Here is a 19,993-nt window from a genome sequence, read left to right as displayed (position 1 = left end):
CTCTCCTCCTGTTACTGCCAGCGGCATAATGGGGCTTTGGGTGAGCCCGGACGAATTTTTCGCTTTCTAGCACCAATACACACGGCCTGTCAAGCTGATATTTGACCGAAAAAAAGCGGGGGAGACCCTGTCCCCCCCGCTGATGCACGTTGCTACTTCCCTTCCACCAGGACGGCATGGGCCGCCGCGAGCCGGGCGATGGGCACCCGGAACGGTGAACAGGAAACATAGTCGAGACCGATCCGGTGGCAGAAGATGACCGAGGACGGATCGCCGCCATGCTCGCCGCAGATGCCGAGCTTGATGCCGGGGCGGGTGGCGCGCCCCTTTTCCACCGCCACCTTCACCAGCTGGCCGACCCCGTTCTGGTCCAGGGAGACGAAGGGGTCCTCCTCCAGCAGCCCGCTTTCCACGTAGAACGGCAGGAACTTGCCGGCATCGTCGCGGGAGAGGCCGAACGTGGTCTGGGTCAGGTCGTTGGTGCCGAAGGAGAAGAACTCGGCTTCCCGGGCAATCTCATCGGCAGTGAGGGCGGCACGGGGGAGCTCGATCATGGTGCCGATCAGGTACTCCACCTTGACGCCGCAGGCGGCGATGACCTCTTCGCAGACGCGCACCGTGTTCTCCCGCAGGCGGGCAAGCTCGGTCACCACACCCACCAGCGGGATCATGATCTCGGGCACAATGCTGAACCCTTCGTTCTTGGTCAGTTCGCAGGCGGCTTCCATGATGGCCTGCACCTGCATGTCGTAAATCTCCGGGAAGGAGAGCCCAAGCCGGCAGCCACGGTGGCCGAGCATAGGGTTGAACTCGTGGAGGTAATCGACCTTTGCCCTGAGTGATTGAGGCGTTACCCCCATGGTCTTGGCCAGGGCATCGATATCCTTGTCCTCGTGGGGCAGGAATTCATGAAGCGGCGGATCCAGCAGGCGGATGGTGACCGGCAGCCCTTTCATCTCCCGGAAGATGCCGACGAAGTCACCTTTCTGCATAGGCAGAATCTTGGCAAGGGCCTTCTTGCGCCCCTCCACGTCCTCGGCGAGGATCATCTCGCGCACGGCGGCGATCCGGTCTGCCTCGAAGAACATGTGCTCGGTGCGGCAGAGACCGATCCCCTCGGCACCGAACTCGCGAGCCACCCGCGAATCATTGGGGGTATCGGCATTGGTTCGCACCTTCAGCTTGCGGAAGCGGTCCACCCACTCCATCAGGATGCCAAAGTCTCCGGTAAGCTGCGGCGGAACGGTCGGCACCTCGCCGAGCATCACCTCGCCGGTGGAGCCGTCCAGGGTGATGACATCACCCTTGTTGACCACCTGCCCCTTGACGGTGGTGAACCGGCTCCCGGCGTAATCGACCTTGATGTCGCTGCAACCGGCAACGCAGCACTTGCCCATGCCCCGGGCGACCACCGCCGCGTGGGAGGTCATGCCGCCCCGGGCGGTGAGGATCCCCTGGGCCGCGTGCATGCCATGAATGTCCTCGGGGCTCGTCTCGACCCGAACCAGGATCACCTTGAGCCCCAGGCGGGCGGCAGCCTCGGCCTCGTCCGCGGTGAAGACAACTTCGCCGCTGGCCGCTCCGGGGGAGGCGGGAAGGCCCTTGGCAATGACCCTTTTCTGAGCCTTGGGATCAAGGGACGGATGGAGGAGCTGGTCGAGCTGGGACGGAGACACCCGCAGCACAGCGGTCTTCTCGTCGATGAGACCCTCCCGCACCATGTCAACGGCGATCTTGATGGCCGCGTTGGCGGTCCGCTTGCCGTTACGGGTCTGGAGCATGAACAGCTTGCCCTTCTCGATGGTGAACTCGATGTCCTGCATGTCCTTGTAGTGCTTCTCAAGGATGCCCCGGATCTGGGCGAGCTGCTGGTAGCACTCGGGCAATACGTCTTCCATGGCCGGAAGGGTGGTGTCCTTGCTGTTGGCCCGGTTGATGGGCTGCGGGGTCCGAATGCCGGCCACCACGTCCTCGCCCTGGGCGTTCACCAGGTACTCGCCGTAGAAATAGTTTTCACCGGTGGAGGGGTCACGGGTAAAGGCAACGCCGGTGGCGCAGTCGTTCCCCATGTTGCCGTAAACCATGGACTGAACGTTGACCGCGGTGCCCCAGTCGGCGGGAATGTTATTGAGCCGGCGATAGGTTATGGCCCGCTGGTTCATCCAGGAGCCGAACACGGCGCCCACGGCGCCCCAGAGCTGCTCCTGCGGATCTTCGGGGAACTCCTTGCCGACGGTATCGCGGATCTTTGCCTTGAACTTGCCGACCAGCTCCTTCCAGTCGGCGGCGGTAAGGTCCGTGTCCAGATGGACCCCCTTCTCCTCCTTCTTCTGCTCCAGAAGGTGTTCAAGCAGGTCCTTGTCCATGCCCATGACCACATCGGAGTACATTTGCACGAAGCGGCGGTATGCATCGTAGGCGAAGCGCTCGTCCCCGCTCTGGGCGATGATCCCCTGGACTGTCTCATCGTTAAGTCCCAGGTTCAGGATGGTATCCATCATACCCGGCATGGAAGCCCGGGCGCCGGAACGGACCGACACCAGAAGCGGGTTGTTCCGGTCGCCGAAGGTGCGCCCCATGAGGGCCTCCACCTTCTTCAGGTGTTCGGCAACCTCGGCCGCCAGGGTCGGCGGATAGCTCCGGTTATTGGCGTAGTAGTAGGTGCAGACCTCGGTGGTGATGGTGAATCCCGGCGGGACCGGGAGCCCGATCGCTGTCATCTCCGCCAGGTTGGCACCCTTGCCCCCCAGCAGATTCTTCATCTCGGCCTTTCCTTCGGCCTGGCCATTGCCGAAGAAGTAAACATACTTGCCAGCCATTGCACGCCTCCTTGAGTTTTTACTGACGGTCAAATCCGTTCAGCTATGATAAACTTATTTTAATACTGCTCAAGCGGTATTTAGGGAAATTAAAACAAAAAAACCGCCTAGCATGAGCTAGGCGGCTATCTTCGCGAAGTCCGCGACCCCTCCGAAGAGCCGGGCGATCCCGGTCAGCAGTGCTAACCGGTTTGTTCGGACCCGTTCGTCCTCGGCCATGACCATCACCTTGTCGAAGAAGTCGTCCACGGCGCCCTTGAGGGCGGCAATGCCGGTGAGCGCGGCCAGGTAATCGCCGGCTGCGGTGCGGGCCTCCACGTCGGCGCGGACCTGCTGGAACGCCGCGAACAGGGCACCCTCGGCCGACTCCAGGAACAGGGCGGCATCCACGGGCTGATCGACCCCCTCCTTGACGATGTTGCAGACCCGCTTGAAGGCCACGGCCAGGGAATCGAAATCCGGCCGACCCTTGAAGGCGGCCAGGGCGCCGATGCGGGTCTCGGCGTCCACAAGGTCGTCGAAGCCGGCGGCAATGGCCGCGTCCACGGCATCTGCCGGATAACGGTCGGCCATGAGGTTCACGAACCGGCCCCGGAAGAATTCCAGCACATCAGCCATTACCTCGGCGGCGGGGCGGGTCAGCTTGGCGGAGAGGAGCTCCAGGGCCTTCCCGATCTCTCCTTCCAGCGAGAGGCGGCAGCCCCGGTCGAGAATGATGTTGATGATGCCCAGGGCCGAACGGCGCAGGGCATAGGGATCGGCCGAACCGGTGGGGATCAGCCCCACCCCGAAGCAGCCGCAGATGGTATCGAGCTTGTCGGCGATGGAGACGAAGGCGCCGATGTCGGATGCGGGGAGGTCCCCCCCGGCCTGGGTGGGGAGGTAGTGCTCGGCGATGGCGGCGGCCACCTCGGCGTCCTCGCCCTGGAGCAGGGCATACTCACGGCCCATGATCCCCTGTACCTCGGGGAACTCGCCGACCATGCCGGAAACCAGGTCGGCCTTGCAGAGGAAGGCGGCCCGGGACGTCTTGGCCTTGACCGCCGGATTGAGGAGGTCGGCCAGCCCCTCGGCCAGGGCGCGGAAGCGCTCCATCTTCTCGTAGGAGGTGCCGAGCTTCTGCTGGTAGACCACGTTTTTCAAGGACTCCACCCGGGTCTCCAGCTTCACCTTCTGATCCTCCTCGAAGAAGAAGCGGGCGTCGGAGAGGCGGGCGCGCAGGACGCGCTCGTTCCCCTTGACCACCACGGAGGGGTCCTCGGTCAGGGTATTGTTGATGGTGATGAAACCGGGCATGAGCTTGCCGGCGTCGTCGACGATGGAGAAGTAGCGCTGGTGGCTCCGCATGGAGGTGATGAGCACCTCGCGGGGGACCTTGAGAAAATCGGGCGAGAAGGTGCCGTGGACCACGCTGGGGTACTCCACCAGGTAAGCAACCTCGTCCAGGAGCCCCTCGTCGGGGAGGAGGTGGCCGCCGGCGGTCTTGGCAACCCGGTGGATCTCCCGGCGGATGGTTTCCTTTCGCCGCTCGGCATCGGGGATCACGAAGTGCCGCTCGCACTCGTCCAGGTAGTGGGCGAAGTCACGGACCGGGAACGGCTGGTTGGCCATGAACCGGTGCCCCCGCGAGACATTGCCGCTCTGGACGTTGCCGAAGGCGAAGGGGACGACGACCCCATCGAACAGGGCCACGATCCAGTGGACCGGGCGGGCGAAACGCACGTCCAGATCGGCCCAGCGCATGGACTTGCGGAACGGGATGCCCCCCACCAGCCGCGGCAGGATCTCGGCGAGGAGGTCCGGTACCGGCCGGCCGCTCTCCTTGCGGACCGCGGCCACGTATTCACCCTTCTCGGTGGAGACCAGGGTCAGGGACGCCACGTCGACCCCCTGGCCACGGGCGAAGCCCTCGGCTGCCTTGGACGGCGTGCCGTCGGGACCGAAGGCGATGTTCCTGGCCGGCCCAAGGGCGGTAATCTCGGCATCGGGCTGAACGGTCGGCAGTCCCTTCACCACCAGCGCCAGGCGACGGGGGGTGGCGAAGGTCTTCACCTCGCCGAAGGCAAGGCGGGCGTTCTCCAGCTCCTTCGTGACGATGGCCTCCATGTCGGCCATCGCCCTGGGCAGGAAGCCGGCGGGGATCTCCTCGGTGCCTATTTCGAGAAACAGTTCCTTGCTCATGTTACTTCCGTCCTCCTTTCAGCAGCGGGAAACCCAGGCTTTCGCGGAGCTTCAGGTAGCCTTCGGCGCAAAGACGGGCCACATTGCGGACCCGGCCGATGTAGGAGGCGCGCTCGGTGACCGAGATGGCCCCCCGGGCATCCAGGAGGTTGAAGGTATGGGAGCACTTCATGACGAAATCGTAGGCCGGGAGCACGAGGCCGCGCTCCACCAGGCGCACGCATTCCTTCTCGTACATGGTGAACAGGGTGAGGAGCATATCCACGTCCGCTTCCTCGAAGTTGTAGGTGGAGAACTCCACCTCGGTCCGGTGGTGGATGTCGCCGTAGCTCACCCCTTTGACCCACTCCAGGTCGTAGACGTTGTCGACCCCTTGCAGGTACATGGCGATCCGCTCGCAGCCGTAGGTGATCTCCGACGATACCGGCTTCAGGTCGATCCCGCCGGCCTGCTGGAAATAGGTGAACTGGGTGATCTCCATGCCGTCGAGCCAGACCTCCCAGCCCAGGCCCCAAGCGCCCAGGGTCGGCGATTCCCAGTCATCCTCAACGAAGCGGATGTCGTGCTTCGCTGGGTCGATGCCGAAGGCCCGGAGCGAATCCAGATAGAGATCCAGGATATTCATGGGGGACGGCTTCATGATCACCTGGAACTGATAGTAGTGCTGGAGGCGGTTGGGGTTTTCACCGTAGCGCCCGTCGGTGGGACGGCGGGACGGCTCCACGTAGGCGACGTTCCACGGCTCGGGGCCGAGAACGCGAAGGAAGGTGGCGGGGTTGAAGGTACCGGCACCCTTTTCGGTGTCGTAGGGCTGCTGGATGACGCATCCCTGCCGTGCCCAGTATCCCTGGAGGGCGAGAATCAGATCCTGGAAGGTCAAGGTGGTTCCTCCCCTGGCATAAAATGAAAAAAGCTTTATCGTGCGTAAACAGGATTTGGCCAAAGTGAAAAAGCGTCCAAGTTACGCACAATTAGAGCACATGAGATTACAATGCTTCTCCCCCCCTGTCAAGGAATAATCCGCCGCAACCCGCAATCCATCAGGCCCCGGAAATCAGTCGCCGCCAAAGCACCCGCGTCCGTCGCGCCGGCGCCCGTTCGATCAGCCCCGCCTTCCTGAATCGCGGATTCGGTGGTGCAGCGACGGGCACAAAGGTTTCACGGGGTCAACTGGCGCAGAAAGGCAAGGGAATTGAGCGGACGGGCGAGATGGGTCCCAATGGCGCCATCCAGGAGCGGCCCCGCCTCCCCGAGGGCATCGGGGGGGAAGACAACGGTGCCGAACCGCCCGGTTCCCAGGCACCGCTGCAGGAGACGGACGGTCTCCGCCGACAGCGGCGCACCGTAGCGGCCGCAACCGGTGCAGAGCACCGTGCCCGCCGCACCGGCGCGCCGGGCCGCATCGGCGGGGAGCTCGACGCCGCAGGCAGCACAGACATCGAGAGAAAGGCGGTAGCCGAGGATATTCAGCAGATTGGTTTCAAAGAAGCGCCGATCCGAGGGGGAGGCGCCCCCCTGATCCAGGTGCTCCAGATAGGAAACGAGGAGCCGGAACAGCCGGGGAACCGGCGCCCCGTCGGGCAGGAGGCGGTCGACCAGCTCCACGGCATACCCGCCGTGGCCGATGGCGGCCAGGTCCTGCCGGATGCGGGGATAGACGGTCACAATGTCCACGCCGCGCAGGGACGAGAGCCCCTCCCGGACGACCAGCTCCACGCTCAGGCGGGCAAAGGGCTCCAGGGCGCCCCCGAAGCGCCGCATGCTCTTGCGGGCGCCCCGGGCCAGGCCGCGCACCTTGCCGTGGCAGAGCGTGAACAGGGTGACGATCCGGTCGCTCTCCCGGTAATCCATGGTGGCGAGCACAATGGCTTCGCAGCGGATGGGATGCATGGGGCAACCGTACCACCTCCGTCCCCCGGCGGTCAATCCCCGCGGGAACGGGCGGCGGCGAAGGGGTTACCGCAGGCCCAGGCGGGAGAGGACGATCCCCAGGTACTTGTTGACGGGGTGATTGCGGGGCAGACGCTTGATAGGGGGAGCACGGCGGGTGCCGAGCCGTTCGAGCTCGCTGGCAATATCCTCTCCGCCCCCGACACGCAGCCCCTGGCGGAAGGTTTCGATGGCCTCGGTCCGCTTGCCCGCCAGCAAATAGATGCACCCCAGGTTATGGTAGAGGGCAGGGTTTGCGGGATCAGCCGCCACGGCCTCCCGGGCACGGGCGATGGCGTCGGAGAAGGTGCCCCGCGTCTTGGCCTGGCAGAGGGCCAGATAGGATGAGGAAAGCGGTGACCGCTGTTCCGTCACCGCCTGCTCGAAGCAGGCGCGGGCCAGATAGACGTGGTCGTGGTGGAGGGCTTCGACTCCCTTGGCAAACCATTCCGTCATATTCGTCGCTGTCATGATGTGCCTCGTTCGTTGACCTGCCGGGGCAGGAAATCCATGCCGTGCGAACGAGACAATTCAATTATCAGGCCAGCGAAACAACGAAATCAACCGTGCGCGGCAACATGGTGCAACCACGGATATTCATTATATTATACGACCAATTACACACCAACAGACACTCATAACACCAGACGACTAACAACAACATTTACGCGAAATAACCAAATCATGCGCAATTCAAGACAGGGAGCGACTAATTCTGTCACCACCCTGAAATGGCACCATTACGCTGCCTCTTCGTACTCCAGGACCTCGCTCGTGGCCACCGGGCGGGTGGCGGTGAGGTAGCCGTACCACTTGTGGAGCATGTCGCCCAGGGTCACCACCGCCAGGATCGCCATGACCGCCACCAGCGCGCCGTTGACCCTGAAGGTGAGAGCCTCGGCCGCGGTGGGCGCCGTTGCCGCCTTGCGCAGGAATGAGCCGGTCAGCTGCCAGGAGGCGGCAAAGGTGGTGACATACATGAACGCCATGGGCAGAGCCGTGGTCCAGGCATAGCGAACCTTGCCCCCCTTGATCAGGACCGTGGTGCCGATGCCCAGGGCGATCGCCGCCAGCAGCTGGTTGGAAACCCCGAACATGGGCCAGATGGTGGAGACGTTGCCGGACCAGATCAGGTACGACCAGGCAACCACCACCATCAGGCTCGTGGCGATGATACCCGGCAGCCAGCGGGGTTGCCCCAGGGGAGCGTAGACCCGGCTCCCCAGTTCCTGGAGGAGGAAACGGGCCACACGGGTGCCGGTGTCCACGGTGGTGAGGATGAACAGGGCCTCGAACATGAGGGCGAAATTGTACCAGTAGGGCATGAGCCCCGCCATGCCCGGGAGCGAGGAAAGAATGGAAGCCATCCCCACGGCCAGGGAAACCGCTCCGCCGGGACGACCGGCCACATCGGTCCCCACCAGGGCCGACAGCTCCCGCACCCGCTCAACCGGGAAGCCGAGCGCCGCGATAGCGTCGAAGGAGAGCTTGGTGTTGATGGCGAAGTAGTCGCCGGGGATCAGGATGGTGGCCGCCACCAGCGCCATGACCGCCACGAATCCCTCGGCCAGCATGGCGCCATAGCCGATCATCGGGATCTCGCGCTCGGAGGTGATCATCTTGGGGGTGGTGCCCGAGGAGATCAGGGAGTGGAACCCCGAAATGGCCCCGCAGGCGATGGTGATGAACATGAAGGGGAAGAGCGTGCCGGGGATGATCGGCCCTCCCCCGCTCACGAACCGGGTCACCGGCGGCATCTGGAGGGTCGGGGCCATGAAGATGACCCCGCAGGCCAGCAGCAGCACCGTCCCGATCTTCATATAGGTGGAGAGGTAGTCGCGGGGGCAGAGGAGCATCCAGACCGGCAGAATGGAGGCCACGAAGCCGTAGGCCGCCATGGCCACCACCAGGCCGTGCTTGGAGAGATTGAAATACGGTTCGAGGTGGGAGCCGGGAATGTAGTGACCGGCAAAGACCGCGGCCAGGAGCAGCACGAAGCCGATGGCGCTCACCTCGCCCACCCTGCCCGGCCGTATCTTGTACAGGTAGAGCCCCATAAAGAGGGCGATGGGGATGGTGAGGAAGATGGTGAAGGTCCCCCAGGGGCTTTTGGCCAGGGAGTTGACCACCGCCAGGCCCAGCCCGGCCAAGGCTACGATCAGGATGAAGAGAATGGCCAGGGAGGCGGCCAGCCCCCCCACCGGACCGATCTCGTCCTTGGCGATCTGGGCCAGGGAGCGGCCGTTGCGCCGCACCGACGCCCCCAGGATGACCATGTCGTGCACGGCCCCCACCAGCACCGAGCCGATCAGAATCCAGAGGAAGCCGGGGAGATAGCCGAACTGGGCCGCCAACATGGGGCCGATGAGGGGGCCCGCCCCGGCAATGGCCGCGAAATGATGGCCGAAGAGGACCCAGCGGTTGGTGGGGTGGAAATCCATGCCGTCGGCCAGACGCCGGGCCGGGGTGCGGAGCGCCGGGTCCAGGGAGAGGACCCGTGCCGCCAGGAAGGCCCCGTAGAACCGGTAGGCGACCATATAGAAACAGGCCGCCGCGGTCACCAGCCAGAGGGCGTTCACCTTTTCCGCCGGATTCACCACCCCGGCCACCACGGCCAGGGAACAGGCGGCAACCAGCGAGACAACCAGCCAGAATCCCTTTGCAAGCATGACAGGCACCTCCCCACGGACATAAACACGACCGGGAGGGGATTATACACTTCTCATGGTACGGAAGGGGGGTGAAAAATGTGCCGGCAGCCATTTACCGATCGGTTCATTTTTCACCCCCCGCGGGGATCAGGTAGCAGAGGACTGACGCCGGCGGACCGGCCGCGCCAGGAGGCCGATGGCCCCGAACAAGAGGACCGCGCCGACGGCGCCGAGCGGACCCAGCCGTTCGCCGAAGATGAGCCAGGCCAGGACCGTCGACACCAGCGGCTCCAGAAGGGTGCAGATACTCGCGGCCGTGGCCGTGGTGGTCCGCATGCCCGCCAGAAAAAGGGTATAAGCCAGGGCCGTGGGTACCACCCCCAGGTAGAGGAGCAGCGCCCAGCCCGCGGCCGGATAGGTCAGCACCAGGCCGTCGGCCAGGGCCGTGGGAAGCAGGAACAGGGCGCCCGCGGCAAAACCGATGGCCACCGGCTGGAGCGGGTGGTAGCGGCCCGCCAGGGTACGGCTGGCCACGGTCACTGCGGCATAGCTGAAGGCCGAGCCGAGGGCCTGGGCAATCCCCAGGGGGATGTTGCCCCCTTCGCCGGCCAGCGGCCGCAGCCCCACCAGGAGCGCCGTGCCGGCCAGGGCGCAGGCCAGGGAGAGGAGCACCCGGCCCGAGGGTCGCTCGCCGGTCAGGATGGCGGAAAGAAGCGCCACGATCACCGGCGCCGTGCAGAGGGTGACGAGCGTGGCGGCTGCCACGCCGATCTGGCGGATGGCGGCAAAGTAGCAGACCTGGTAGAGGGCCGTCATGGCCCCAACCAGAATCATGGTGCCCAGGTCGCGACGCGCCACCTGGAACATGGCCGGTCCGGTGGCGAGCCGGCAGGCCGCCACAAGCACCGGCACGGCCAGCGCCAGCCGGAAAAAGCCGATGGAAAGGGGAGTTGTGTCGGCCAGGCCGTAGAGGGCCTTGGTGGTGATACCCACGGTTCCCCAGAGCATGGCCGAAAAAAGGATGAGAAAAAGCCCGTGCCGCGAATCGGCATGGGCTCTCGATGCTGTCTGCATGGAAGCCTCCTGTCCTCACGGTGTCGATGAACGGTGTGAACAGGGCAGGAGGGCGCACGCCACCGGCAGGCGCGCCGGCGCGATCGTGTGTGCCGCGTGGTTATGTCCCGAACGCCATCCCGGATCGTCCGATCTGCGCCGCTACGCAGCGACTAGACCGGAAGCCCTCGGAATTCCTTCGGTGACCGACCAGACGGTCCACAAGGGGAAAACTGCGGCCGACCTGCCCTGTCAGGCAGGAACGACCGGAGGGGGAGTTGCAGTGAGAAAACTGAGCGTATTCATGCCTCTACCGATAGCACGGCGGCGGCCAGGGTGTCAACCCTCCCGGAGCACGGTACATTATCCTACATTATCCCTCGTCGATCACCAGGACGCCGGCGCCCCGCATACGCCCGCTCCGCAGGTCGTCGAGGGCTTCGTTGGCCGCGCTGAGGGGATAGGCAGTCACCTCGGTCCTGACGGGCACCTTCGGCGCCAGGGCGAGGAATTCCTCCCCGTCGCGACGGGTCAGGTTAGCCACGGAACGGATGCTCCGTTCCCCCCAGAGGATATCGTAAGGGATGGGCGGGATGTCGCTCATGTGGATGCCGCCGCAGACCACGACGCCCCCCTTGCCCACCGCCCGCAATGCCGCCGGCACCAGCTCTCCGGCGGGCGCGAAGATGATGGCGGCGTCAAGTTCCTCGGGCGGCCGCTCGTGGGAGGCCCCGGCCCAGACCGCTCCCATCTCCCGGGCAAAGGCCTGGCCGGCACGGTCGTCGGGACGGGTGAAGGCGTAGACCCGCCATCCCCGGAAGCGGGCCACCTGGGTCACGATGTGGGCCGCGGCGCCGAAGCCATAAATGCCCAGCCGTTCCCCCTCACCGGCCATGACCAGGGAGCGGTAGCCGATGAGCCCGGCGCAGAGCAGCGGCGCCGCCTGGAGGTCCGGGTACCCCTCGGGGATCGGAAAACAGAAGCGGGCGTCGGCCGTGGCGTATTGGGCAAACCCGCCGTTGCGCTGATAGCCGGTGAACCGGGCGTGGTCGCACAGGTTTTCCCGTCCCGACCGGCAGTAGCGGCAGGCGCCGCAGGTGGCGCCGAGCCAGGGGACCCCCACCCGCGTCCCCTCCCGGAAAGACCGCACCCCCTCCCCCAGCTTTGCCACGCTCCCCACGATCTGGTGGCCGGGGATGAGCGGCAGGGCGGGCTCCGTCAGCTCGCCGTCCACGATGTGAAGATCCGTCCGGCAGATACCGCAGGCGTGGACCTTCAACAGCACCTCTCCCGGCCCCGGCTCGGGGACCGGCACCCGGACCGGCCGCAGCGGTTTTCCCACCTCCTCAAACAGCATGGCGCGCATGCTACACCTCCGTGTACCGTTTCAGGTCCCGCTCGAACCGTGGCTCGTCCTCGAACAGGATGCCCCGCATCCCCCGGCTTTCGGCCCGCACCACGTTGGCGAGCATGTCGTCCACAAAGAGCGCCTCGCCGGGGGCGATGCCCAACTCCCGCGCCACGTCGTCGAACACCGAAGGGTCCCGTTTTCCCTTGCCCAGCCGGTAGCTGTTGAAGATCCGGTCGAATTCCCGGAAAAAGCCGTCGCGCCGGTCGAGCCACTCGAGCCAGTCGGTCTGGTCGCTGAGGATGACGGTCCGGTACCCCTGCGCCCTCAGGGCGCGGACGGCCTCCATCATCCGGGGCCGGAGCACGAAACGGTCGAGGATCAGGTTCGACAGCTCCCGGTCGCTCCCCCGCAGACCGGTCCGCTCCCGCAGCGACTGCCAGAATGCCGACTGGCTTCCCGTGCCCAGCACGTAGCCGCTGGCGTAGACCGCCTCCATGCCGGCACCGTGCACCGCAACGGGGTCGAGCCCCTGGCGCCGGGCAAGCTCGAACAGCCCCTCCCGGAATCCCTCCTCGGCCAGCACCCCGCCATAGTCGAAAATAACCGTCGTGACCTTCTCCGCCGGTGCCCCCAGCCGCAACCGGAAGAGGGTCTGCCAGCGCCGGGCGTCGCTCCAGCCGGTGACCGGGTCAGGGACCACGATCTTCACCTCATCGAAGCGGATCTCCCGCCGGTCCAGGGTCACCGTGCGGGCGGCGGTCTCCTTGGCCGCCAGGGGCAGGTCGGCGTAAAGGAGCGACAGGTGCGGGACGAGCAGGTAGCCTGAATCCTGCGCCACCGCGCCCTTGACCGCCTCGTGGAGCCGCCGGAGCGCCGGGTCCTCCCCGAACGCTACAAACAGGGACCGGAAATATTCCTCGGTCACGCCGAGCCCGGCCACCTGCAGGGTGATCTGACCCGTCCCGGCCGCAGCATCCGCTAGGGCCCGCCGTACCGGCTCCAGTTCGGCATCGTTGCTGAACGCGCCGCCGTAGACCGTCACGTGGGGCTCGAAGGGGAGCGTATCGTAGCGGTCGGCCAGCTCGTGGATCACACCATCCGCCCACCGGCGGTCCCCGGCCGCGGGGACGAGGAAGACGGAGAACCTGCGTGGTTCGGTGCTCATGGGGCCTCTTTCCTCCGCTCATAGGTCAGGAACAGGTGGGCCGGCTCGCCGGCCCCCTCCTCCCGCGCCGTTTCCACGAAATCAGCCGGAACCTCCGGAAAGGTGACGTCGCCGGGAAATTCCCCCCGCACCAGAGTGAGAAGAATCCGGTCGGCCAGGGGCAGCGCTTCCCGGTAGAGCTCGCCGCCGCCGCAGACAAAGAGCTCCGCCGCGTCCCGGGCCAGCTCCAGCGCCGCGGCCAGGTCCCGGGCCACCAGGCACCCCGGCGGGGCATAGCCTTCCCGATGGGAAAGGACGATGTTCAGCCGCCCCGGCAGCGGCCGGCCGATGGACTCGAAGGTCCTGCGCCCCATGAGGACCGGGTGCCCCAGGGTGATGGCCCTGAAGCGGGCCAGGTCGTCCGGCAGGTGCCAGGGGATGGCCCCCCGGTTGCCGATGACGCGGTTTTCGGCCATGGCCGCGATAAGGGTGATGCGCATGGAATCCGGCCCCCTCACGGCTTGCGCGCCACGATCTGCACCACGGCGCCCCGGCCCGTGTGGAGCCGCCCTTCCACCACGTCCCGCTCGATTTCCCGGGCCTGCAGGAATTCGAGGCCCGCCAGTTCCTCCCGCAGATCGGCCAGGGTCATCAGCAGCTCGACCGTGGGGGGGCCGCCGGTCCGGAGCTCCAGCTGCGCCGGGGTGTACGCCTCCAGCACGAAGAGCCCGCCCGGACGGAGCCCCGCCACTGCCTGCCGGTGCAGAACCCGCCGGACAGGGGGCGGCACGTGGCAGAAGATGGAGACAATGGCGTCCCAGCGCCCCGGTTCGATAACCAGGTCGGCCAGGTCGGTGGTCAGGGTCTCGATCCGCACCCCGTGCTCCTCAGCCAGCCGCGCCGCCTTGGACAGCCCCACGGCGGAGGCATCCACCGCCAGCACCCGGTGCCCCTGCCGCGCCAGGAAGACCGCGTTCCTCCCCTCCCCCTCGGCCAGACAGAGGACATCCCCCGGCGGCATCATTGCGCTCACTCCGGCCAGGAAGGCGTTGGGCTCCCGGCCGTAGACGAATTCCTCAGTATCGTATCGTTCATTCCACGTGTTCGTGACATCGGACATGGTTCGTTCTCCTTTGCTCCGGCAGGATGAGGTGGCGGCTTCAGAGGAGCGAACCGATCCATTCCCCGGTGGTCATCACCGTGGCGAACATCAGTTGCTGGGTCACGAGCACCGCCCGGTGCAGTTCCTCGGCAGTGACCGCGCCCGCGCTGTTGGCAAAGGCCAGGGTGCCGGTGGCGTCGGCGAGAAACTCCACGGCAAAGCCCCGGTGGAACGCCTCGCGGGAGGTGGTATCGCAGCACATCTGGGTCATGTAGCCGCTGATGACCAGGGTGTCGATCCCCCGCTCCCGGAGCCAGGCCTCCAGGTTCGTATCCGTGAAGCTGCCGGGCAGGTTCTTTTCCAACAGCAGGTCATGGGGCCGCCGCGCCACCTCCGGGTGCAGCTCCCACCCGGGAGAGCCCTGCCGGAAGGTGGCCGAGTCGGGCCGCCGCGACGCATGGCGGACCGCCACCACCGGAATCCCGTTGGCCACGGCGGCATCCATGGCCGCCAGGATGTTGGGTAAACTCCCCTCCGGATAACTGACCGGCAGGGCGCCGGTGAAATATTCGTTCTGAACGTCGATAACCAGCAGTGCGCGTTTCATTCCGTTGCCTCCCTTGATTCGTGGAGCCCGTGGCCCCCGCTACACCAGTCCCCGCAACCGGGCCGCCAGGTACGGGGCCGCCGCGATCACCAGCAGCACCGCCACCCAGAGGTTCCCGCCGCGCGGGTCGTATGCCTCCAGCAGCTTCGCCCAGGGGTGCCCCATGACGACGCGGCCGAAGAAAAACTCGAAAAAGACCGTCAACACCAGCCATATCCAGCCGATCAGCCGGCAGCGCGAAGGGGTTAGTCCTCCCGCCAGCGGGATCAGGAGCGTGGTGACCGCAACGATCAGGGCGCCGAGGGAGACGCCGCTCAGCGGCAGCGCCACCTGCGCCCCCACCAGCGGGTTCAGAACCTTTTCACGCACCACGCCGTTCACGATTCCCAGCGGGATGAACAGGAGCCAGATGGCGCATGCCTTGAGGATGGAAGACGTCATCCCCCGAGCCGCCTGATCTCGTCGTGACGGAAACAGTGGACCACATGGTCGTTCACCATCCCCACCGCCTGCATGAAGGCATAGCAGATGGTGGACCCCACGAAATTGAAGCCCCGCCGCTTCAGGTCCTTGCTCATGGCATCGGACTGCTCCGTCCGGGCCGGCACCTCGGCAAGGCTGCGCCAGGCGTTGTGCCGGGGCGCATGGTCCACGAACCGCCACAGGTACGCATCGAGAGAGCCGAACTCCTCCCGTATCTTCAGCACGCCCCGGGCATTCCTGATGGTCGACTCGACCTTGAGCCGGTTGCGCACGATCCCCGGATCGGCCAGCAGCCGCGCCACGTCGGTCTCGGACCAGGTGGCCACCGTTTCCGCGTCGAAGTTGGCGAAGGCCCGGCGGTACGCCTCGCGCTTGCGCAGGATCGTCAGCCACGAAAGCCCCGCCTGGGCCCCCTCCAGGATCAGCATCTCAAAAAGGTGCCGGTCATCGTGGGCGGGCACCCCCCATTCCCCGTCGTGGTAGGCCACGTAGAGGGGGTCGGTGCCGCACCATTCGCATCGTTGGATCATGTCGTGCTCCTGTCGTAACGGAGACGGCTGGGGGCCGCGGCCTTACCGGCCGTTCTCCAGATAATAATCGATCGTCTCGGGCGAAAACCCGGAAATTTTGTGCGAACCCACGACGATCAGCGGCACACCCCGGCCCCCCAGATCCTTGTGCCGCTGCATGGCGGCGCTGTCCTTTTCGATGTCGTAGGCCACATAGGAAACGCCCTTGCTCTGCAGGTACCTCTCCGCCCGCTTGCAGTAGCCGCACCAGTCGGTCACGTACAGCTCAACCGTGCCGGTGAAGCGCTGCTTCACGGGCGGCGCGGGCTGCGGTGCCGGCGTAGCCCTGCGCGGCGTGGACACAGGCTGCGGAGACGGCGCCGGCGCGAAATCGCCGTCGGTGTAGACCTTCACCTTTTTCCCCTTCTTCGTTGCCGGCGGAGGCGTGTCCTTGAACGTCACCACCCCGTGCTCGTCCACCCACTTATACATCTCGGCCCCGGCAAGGGAACAGGTCAGCAGCAGGGTGACGATGGGGAGGAGGATGCGGATTGGCATGGGGGCTCCTGGGGATGAGGGATTGTTGGGAGTTTTGTGGCAATAACGGGGCTGAGGCTGCCCCCCGACCGTAGGGGTCGTGCCGATGGTTAGCACACGCGAATGTTTTTCTTTATGACGTCGGTTGTTAAAGGTCTTCTTGATTTGATGTAGTAATAGGCAACATTGAAGGCAGACTTACAATGATTGCCTCTGCCGAGGGAGGGCCAATTCCTAAATGATTCAATTTGTTCACTGGTATATGGAGTCTTTGAGAAGTCAAAAAGTACAAGCACTGCGGAACCATCATACTTCATGAGCTTTTTTGCCTCGGAACTATTGACAGTTGCGGAGACATTTGATTTTGCTGCTGTTGGTTTCCGCACGGCGAACTCAACAGCAACATTGTCAATCAGGAAATCAATTCGCCCATTCCCTGAAAGAGTACCAGGGAGGACAGCTTTTGCCTCAGGCACAATCGATTCACCGAAATATCCCAGCAAATAGGTCCGGACTAGAGGGAGTAAATCTTGCTCTCCCCACTCATGTAGGCGTAGCGATTTCGAAAATTCACGGTTTAGAAGGCTTTGGTACAACAAATCAAAAGCATCGACCACTTCTTTTATCGCGACAGACATTTTTCCTCCTTTTGGTGGTAACGAGGCGGGAGATCACCGGGCGGGGTTTTGGCCCGGTGTAGCTTACTGGTACCCTCCCGGCGACATATTCGACCTTGACGATAGTACCAAATTGTGGTACCAAAAATATGTGAAACGAAAAAATAAAAAAACTCTGGAATCTATCTTCGCACATCCCGTCCCCGGGAACATTCAGTGGCCGGATATTCTTTCTCTTTTCAGAGAGCTGGGAGCTGAGATCACCGAGCGCGAAGGTTCCCGAGTGGGGATACGTCTTTTCGGCGATCGGCGGGTATTTCATCGCCCGCATCCTTCGCCAGACACCGACAAAGGAGCTGTTGCTTCCATTCGGAAGTGGCTTGAAGAAAACGGAGTCAAACCATGAACAACATGAACATTAATGGCTATGATGCTGTCATCTCATACGATCCCGAAATCAACATGTTCCGGGGAGAGTTTGTCGGGATCAATGGCGGTGCTGATTTTTACGCCAGCACGGTGGATGATCTCCGGAAAGAGGGTGAAATTTCTCTCAACGCCTTTCTCGAAATGTGTGCCGAAGATGGGGTTGAGCCGCGCAAGCATTTCTCCGGAAAATTCAATTTGAGAGTTCCCCCTGCGCTACACCAGCGTCTTGCTACACAAGCCGCCGCGCACGGGAAAAGTATCAATGCCTGGATAATTGAGCTGCTTTCAGAGTGTGCAGCGCACAGCCACTGACCTTTCTGCCGTTTTCTATTCTCACCTTTAATCTTCTTTTCCGTACAACTCAGCATTGACCGGTTCACGCGCGCACGCGCGTGAACCGGTGATCCACCCAATTGGAACATTTCTCCGACGGTGCTCGGCTACTCACGCAGCATTCAGCATAAAATCCACATGCACCGCATCAAAGGGGAAGACAATCAGGCCTTCCTCGGTTTTCTGCAGTATCCCGGCGTTGAGCAGCACGTGCACATCGGTATGGACCGCCTTCACATCTCTTTTCATCCGGCGCGCCGCCTCGCGGATCGTCATGGGCCCCGCGCCGGTCATAATTTTAAGCAGGTCCCAGCGTTTGCCCGAAATGACCCTGAACAGGAGTTCCGGCGACTCGAAGCTGATGACATCCCCCTGAGGTTCGCCTTCGAATGCCCGCAAGAATCTTTGACTAATTTTTTCGCGGGAAGAAATTCCCAGTGTTACGGTACACATATCAGGACCTCCATTCGTCCACATCTTTCCAGAAATCGCCCAGCAGATCCTGTGGTGTGGTGAAACGATACAGTAGTTCTTTTTCGCCAATGTGTTTGTGATCGCCCTTGCCAGCCTCATCGTCATAACGCAGCACGCACAGGCCACCGACAATAAAGGCCAGTCGGTACTTGAAAGAATGGGCGCTGCCGGAAAGGGGCGACGGCACACGCCACACCACCATCTCAACAAACGCATTGTCAGACAGGATATGACGTTCGTTCAGCAAGAGCGTTGCATTCATGTTGGAGAGAATAACAACAGCATCGTGTGTTGTCAACATCGACAACACAGAACGTTTTCGCCTCACCTCCTCCGCAGCAGATTGAACCGCTGGCCGGCGTCGAGGACGATTCCCTTCGGCGTGTGGTGGCGGGCTAGGAAGGCCCGCACCTCCTGTTGATACGCTGCGGGTTGTTCGGCAAAGCCGGGGAGTTTGGGACGGCCGCTAGGGGTACGTAGTTGATTTGTTGACTTATCCTCCGCTGCTCAACTACGCCCCCTTAAACTTCCCTTCCGCTACGCGGATGCAATGAAAATCCAAGCTCAAAACGAGCCCGTCTGCACCTCACCGGCACGCTCGTAATTGGCGACGATGACACCACGCGGTGTTGCCTCAGAGTGCGTGAGCGTGAATGCCGCCGGCAGGGTACCTTCTCCGAAAAGACGCTTGCCCGTGCCGAGGGTAACAGGAAAAATCTTGAGCAACAATTCATCTGCCAGGTCGTGCTTCAAGAGCGTCTGGAGAAGGCGACTACTGCCATACACCTGTAGGTCAGGGCCGTCTTGCTGCTTCAAGCTCCGTATTTCTTCCACGACGTTATCTTTGATAATGACCGTATTGTCCCAAAGCGACGCTGTAAGCGTGTCCGAAACAACATACTTTGTCGCCGAGTTGATGCCCGGCCACGCGCTTTCGTGTGTCGGCCAATAGTAGGCGAATATTTCGTAGGTCTTTCTGCCGAGCAAGAGAGCGCGCGTTCTAGACATCTGCTCCTGCATAATGTCGCCACTTCGCTCGTCGAAATAGGGCACGATCCAGCCGCCATACTTGAAGTTGCCGTCGGTATCCTCCTGCGGCCCGCCCGGCGCCTGGATGACCCCATCGAGGGAAACAAATTCAAGAACGATGATTTTTCGCATGGCTATGTTCCTTTATGTGCATTGCTTTTTCCATTCCGCAATGCTGTCTGACGGGGACAACCATAACGTGGTGGGAGAACAGCGGTGGTTTAGGCCGCTGCTTCTTCCTGGTTGAAAACTTCGTATTTTCAGCTGGGACGCCGCTAGGGGGACGTAGTTGATTTGTTGACTTACCCTCCGCTAATCAACTACGTCCCCGTAGACTTCCCGCGTTAGATGCCGGGCCTGAGCTCACTCTTGCCTGACTATATCGACCGAAATCTCTACCGCCGGGATAGTTCCTCTGTTCTCAAGCCAGTGAGTGGTGTTCCTGTCCTCGGGCCAGCCCACTCCCGGCCCATAGTCCGTAGCGACCCCATTTCGATGGTCAGTGATCGTTCCTTGCAGTATGTAGACGGTGCCTGGCCTGTCTTTATGGTCATGAATCGGGCCGAAGACGCCTCCTGGTTCGATAGTCACCATACGCATCCGAAGTTGGCGCCCTGCCATGCCCTCAATTTCAGGGCCAAGGTCAACCGTTGCAAGTACCTTCACCGTAACACCTTTCGTCTCTGGTGCCGCCAGTTCGTTGCCCATTGTATTCTCCCCTTTGTCCTACGGCATGGGGGTCTGC

The 19,993-nt window shown here is 63.4% G+C and carries 22 protein-coding genes; 2 read left to right on the top strand and 20 right to left on the bottom strand.

Annotated elements, in window-relative coordinates; all coding sequences use genetic code 11:
- Positions 1-152: 152 nt before the first annotated feature.
- The 16 genes from ppdK to AABA48_RS00120 all read right to left on the bottom strand — a co-directional run bounded on the left by ppdK (position 153) and on the right by AABA48_RS00120 (position 17,004).
- Complete coding sequence (gene ppdK, locus AABA48_RS00195) at positions 153-2,819, bottom strand: pyruvate, phosphate dikinase (RefSeq protein WP_286351586.1); 2,667 nt, start codon at positions 2,817-2,819, stop codon at positions 153-155.
- A gap of 117 nt (positions 2,820-2,936) precedes the next feature.
- Complete coding sequence (gene glyS / locus AABA48_RS00190) at positions 2,937-5,000, bottom strand: glycine--tRNA ligase subunit beta (protein ID WP_286351585.1); 2,064 nt, start codon at positions 4,998-5,000, stop codon at positions 2,937-2,939.
- A 1-nt stretch (position 5,001) separates the two neighbouring features.
- On the bottom strand, positions 5,002-5,880 hold the full coding sequence (gene glyQ, locus AABA48_RS00185) for a glycine--tRNA ligase subunit alpha (protein ID WP_286351584.1): 879 nt from the start codon (positions 5,878-5,880) through the stop codon (positions 5,002-5,004).
- Between the two features lie 278 nt (positions 5,881-6,158).
- On the bottom strand, positions 6,159-6,890 hold the full coding sequence (gene recO, locus AABA48_RS00180; RefSeq protein ID WP_286351583.1) for a DNA repair protein RecO: 732 nt from the start codon (positions 6,888-6,890) through the stop codon (positions 6,159-6,161).
- 66 nt (positions 6,891-6,956) lie between these two features.
- Entirely contained in the window at positions 6,957-7,400 is a 444-nt protein-coding gene (locus AABA48_RS00175; protein ID WP_286351582.1) for a tetratricopeptide repeat protein, read from the bottom strand.
- Between the two features lie 269 nt (positions 7,401-7,669).
- Positions 7,670-9,598 (bottom strand): carbon starvation CstA family protein, encoded by a 1,929-nt coding sequence (locus AABA48_RS00170; protein WP_286351581.1) that lies wholly within the window; start codon positions 9,596-9,598, stop codon positions 7,670-7,672.
- 129 nt (positions 9,599-9,727) lie between these two features.
- Positions 9,728-10,654: a DMT family transporter gene (locus AABA48_RS00165; protein WP_286351580.1), complete on the bottom strand. Its 927-nt coding sequence runs from the start codon at positions 10,652-10,654 to the stop codon at positions 9,728-9,730.
- Positions 10,655-11,006: 352 nt separating this feature from the next.
- The gene (locus AABA48_RS00160) at positions 11,007-11,999 is read right to left on the bottom strand and encodes a zinc-dependent alcohol dehydrogenase family protein (protein ID WP_286351579.1); all 993 of its coding nucleotides are present in this window, start codon (positions 11,997-11,999) and stop codon (positions 11,007-11,009) included.
- Position 12,000: 1 nt separating this feature from the next.
- On the bottom strand, positions 12,001-13,149 hold the full coding sequence (locus AABA48_RS00155) for an HAD-IA family hydrolase (RefSeq protein ID WP_286351578.1): 1,149 nt from the start codon (positions 13,147-13,149) through the stop codon (positions 12,001-12,003).
- On the bottom strand, positions 13,146-13,628 hold the full coding sequence (locus AABA48_RS00150) for a dihydrofolate reductase (RefSeq protein WP_286351577.1): 483 nt from the start codon (positions 13,626-13,628) through the stop codon (positions 13,146-13,148). The genes AABA48_RS00155 and AABA48_RS00150 overlap by 4 nt, the downstream gene beginning before the upstream one ends.
- 14 nt (positions 13,629-13,642) lie before the next feature.
- A complete protein-coding gene (locus AABA48_RS00145) occupies positions 13,643-14,248 on the bottom strand; it encodes an SAM-dependent methyltransferase (protein WP_010941233.1) in 606 nt (201 codons plus the stop codon).
- A gap of 40 nt (positions 14,249-14,288) precedes the next feature.
- On the bottom strand, positions 14,289-14,837 hold the full coding sequence (locus AABA48_RS00140; protein ID WP_014551352.1) for a cysteine hydrolase family protein: 549 nt from the start codon (positions 14,835-14,837) through the stop codon (positions 14,289-14,291).
- 39 nt (positions 14,838-14,876) lie between these two features.
- Positions 14,877-15,278: a hypothetical protein gene (locus AABA48_RS00135; protein ID WP_014551351.1), complete on the bottom strand. Its 402-nt coding sequence runs from the start codon at positions 15,276-15,278 to the stop codon at positions 14,877-14,879.
- Positions 15,275-15,850 (bottom strand): DNA-3-methyladenine glycosylase I, encoded by a 576-nt coding sequence (locus AABA48_RS00130; RefSeq protein WP_214302913.1) that lies wholly within the window; start codon positions 15,848-15,850, stop codon positions 15,275-15,277. Before AABA48_RS00130 ends, AABA48_RS00135 begins: the two co-directional genes overlap by 4 nt.
- Positions 15,851-15,892: 42 nt before the next feature.
- Positions 15,893-16,387, bottom strand: coding sequence for a DUF4124 domain-containing protein (locus AABA48_RS00125; RefSeq protein ID WP_286351576.1), 495 nt, complete (start codon positions 16,385-16,387; stop codon positions 15,893-15,895).
- An 89-nt stretch (positions 16,388-16,476) separates the two neighbouring features.
- On the bottom strand, positions 16,477-17,004 hold the full coding sequence (locus AABA48_RS00120) for a hypothetical protein (protein ID WP_286351575.1): 528 nt from the start codon (positions 17,002-17,004) through the stop codon (positions 16,477-16,479).
- A gap of 130 nt (positions 17,005-17,134) precedes the next feature.
- Between AABA48_RS00120 and AABA48_RS00115 the strand changes: the two genes are divergently transcribed.
- Entirely contained in the window at positions 17,135-17,389 is a 255-nt protein-coding gene (locus AABA48_RS00115) for a type II toxin-antitoxin system HicA family toxin (protein WP_286351574.1), read from the top strand.
- The gene (locus AABA48_RS00110; protein ID WP_286351573.1) at positions 17,386-17,724 is read left to right on the top strand and encodes a type II toxin-antitoxin system HicB family antitoxin; all 339 of its coding nucleotides are present in this window, start codon (positions 17,386-17,388) and stop codon (positions 17,722-17,724) included. The genes AABA48_RS00115 and AABA48_RS00110 overlap by 4 nt, the downstream gene beginning before the upstream one ends.
- 132 nt (positions 17,725-17,856) lie before the next feature.
- Here the strand turns inward: AABA48_RS00110 and AABA48_RS00105 are convergent, their stop codons facing one another.
- From AABA48_RS00105 to AABA48_RS00090, 4 genes are all read right to left on the bottom strand, one after another.
- Positions 17,857-18,198 carry an HVO_A0114 family putative DNA-binding protein gene (locus AABA48_RS00105; RefSeq protein ID WP_286351572.1) on the bottom strand — a complete coding sequence of 114 codons (342 nt, stop codon included), beginning with the start codon at positions 18,196-18,198 and terminating at the stop codon, positions 17,857-17,859.
- Between the two features lies 1 nt (position 18,199).
- Positions 18,200-18,520: a toxin-antitoxin system TumE family protein gene (locus tag AABA48_RS00100; protein ID WP_286352495.1), complete on the bottom strand. Its 321-nt coding sequence runs from the start codon at positions 18,518-18,520 to the stop codon at positions 18,200-18,202.
- A gap of 263 nt (positions 18,521-18,783) precedes the next feature.
- A complete protein-coding gene (locus tag AABA48_RS00095) occupies positions 18,784-19,380 on the bottom strand; it encodes a dihydrofolate reductase family protein (RefSeq protein WP_286351571.1) in 597 nt (198 codons plus the stop codon).
- Positions 19,381-19,611: 231 nt separating this feature from the next.
- Positions 19,612-19,956, bottom strand: a complete 345-nt coding sequence (locus AABA48_RS00090) for a cupin domain-containing protein (RefSeq protein ID WP_286351570.1) — start codon at positions 19,954-19,956, stop codon at positions 19,612-19,614.
- Between the last annotated feature and the right edge of the window lie 37 nt (positions 19,957-19,993).

The organism is Geobacter sp. 60473 (genome assembly GCF_036323535.1).
Lineage (GTDB): Bacteria > Desulfobacterota > Desulfuromonadia > Geobacterales > Geobacteraceae > Geobacter > Geobacter sulfurreducens.
This window is presented reverse-complemented; position numbering and strand designations above follow the sequence as displayed.

Excerpts from the sequence above, each read along its gene's own strand:
- AABA48_RS00175 (WP_286351582.1), bottom strand. The coding sequence starts at position 7,400 with ATGACAGCGACGAATATGACGGAATGGTTTGCCAAGGGAGTCGAAGCC.
- AABA48_RS00095 (WP_286351571.1), bottom strand. The coding sequence starts at position 19,380 with ATGCGAAAAATCATCGTTCTTGAATTTGTTTCCCTCGATGGGGTCATC.
- AABA48_RS00150 (WP_286351577.1), bottom strand. The coding sequence starts at position 13,628 with ATGCGCATCACCCTTATCGCGGCCATGGCCGAAAACCGCGTCATCGGC.
- AABA48_RS00130 (WP_214302913.1), bottom strand. The coding sequence starts at position 15,850 with ATGATCCAACGATGCGAATGGTGCGGCACCGACCCCCTCTACGTGGCC.
- AABA48_RS00160 (WP_286351579.1), bottom strand. The coding sequence starts at position 11,999 with ATGCGCGCCATGCTGTTTGAGGAGGTGGGAAAACCGCTGCGGCCGGTC.
- recO (WP_286351583.1), bottom strand. The coding sequence starts at position 6,890 with ATGCATCCCATCCGCTGCGAAGCCATTGTGCTCGCCACCATGGATTAC.
- AABA48_RS00170 (WP_286351581.1), bottom strand. The coding sequence starts at position 9,598 with ATGCTTGCAAAGGGATTCTGGCTGGTTGTCTCGCTGGTTGCCGCCTGT.
- AABA48_RS00110 (WP_286351573.1), top strand. The coding sequence starts at position 17,386 with ATGAACAACATGAACATTAATGGCTATGATGCTGTCATCTCATACGAT.
- AABA48_RS00155 (WP_286351578.1), bottom strand. The coding sequence starts at position 13,149 with ATGAGCACCGAACCACGCAGGTTCTCCGTCTTCCTCGTCCCCGCGGCC.
- AABA48_RS00165 (WP_286351580.1), bottom strand. The coding sequence starts at position 10,654 with ATGCAGACAGCATCGAGAGCCCATGCCGATTCGCGGCACGGGCTTTTT.
- glyS (WP_286351585.1), bottom strand. The coding sequence starts at position 5,000 with ATGAGCAAGGAACTGTTTCTCGAAATAGGCACCGAGGAGATCCCCGCC.
- AABA48_RS00145 (WP_010941233.1), bottom strand. The coding sequence starts at position 14,248 with ATGTCCGATGTCACGAACACGTGGAATGAACGATACGATACTGAGGAA.
- AABA48_RS00140 (WP_014551352.1), bottom strand. The coding sequence starts at position 14,837 with ATGAAACGCGCACTGCTGGTTATCGACGTTCAGAACGAATATTTCACC.
- AABA48_RS00090 (WP_286351570.1), bottom strand. The coding sequence starts at position 19,956 with ATGGGCAACGAACTGGCGGCACCAGAGACGAAAGGTGTTACGGTGAAG.
- AABA48_RS00100 (WP_286352495.1), bottom strand. The coding sequence starts at position 18,520 with ATGTTGACAACACACGATGCTGTTGTTATTCTCTCCAACATGAATGCA.
- AABA48_RS00135 (WP_014551351.1), bottom strand. The coding sequence starts at position 15,278 with ATGACGTCTTCCATCCTCAAGGCATGCGCCATCTGGCTCCTGTTCATC.
- AABA48_RS00120 (WP_286351575.1), bottom strand. The coding sequence starts at position 17,004 with ATGTCTGTCGCGATAAAAGAAGTGGTCGATGCTTTTGATTTGTTGTAC.
- AABA48_RS00125 (WP_286351576.1), bottom strand. The coding sequence starts at position 16,387 with ATGCCAATCCGCATCCTCCTCCCCATCGTCACCCTGCTGCTGACCTGT.
- ppdK (WP_286351586.1), bottom strand. The coding sequence starts at position 2,819 with ATGGCTGGCAAGTATGTTTACTTCTTCGGCAATGGCCAGGCCGAAGGA.
- AABA48_RS00105 (WP_286351572.1), bottom strand. The coding sequence starts at position 18,198 with ATGTGTACCGTAACACTGGGAATTTCTTCCCGCGAAAAAATTAGTCAA.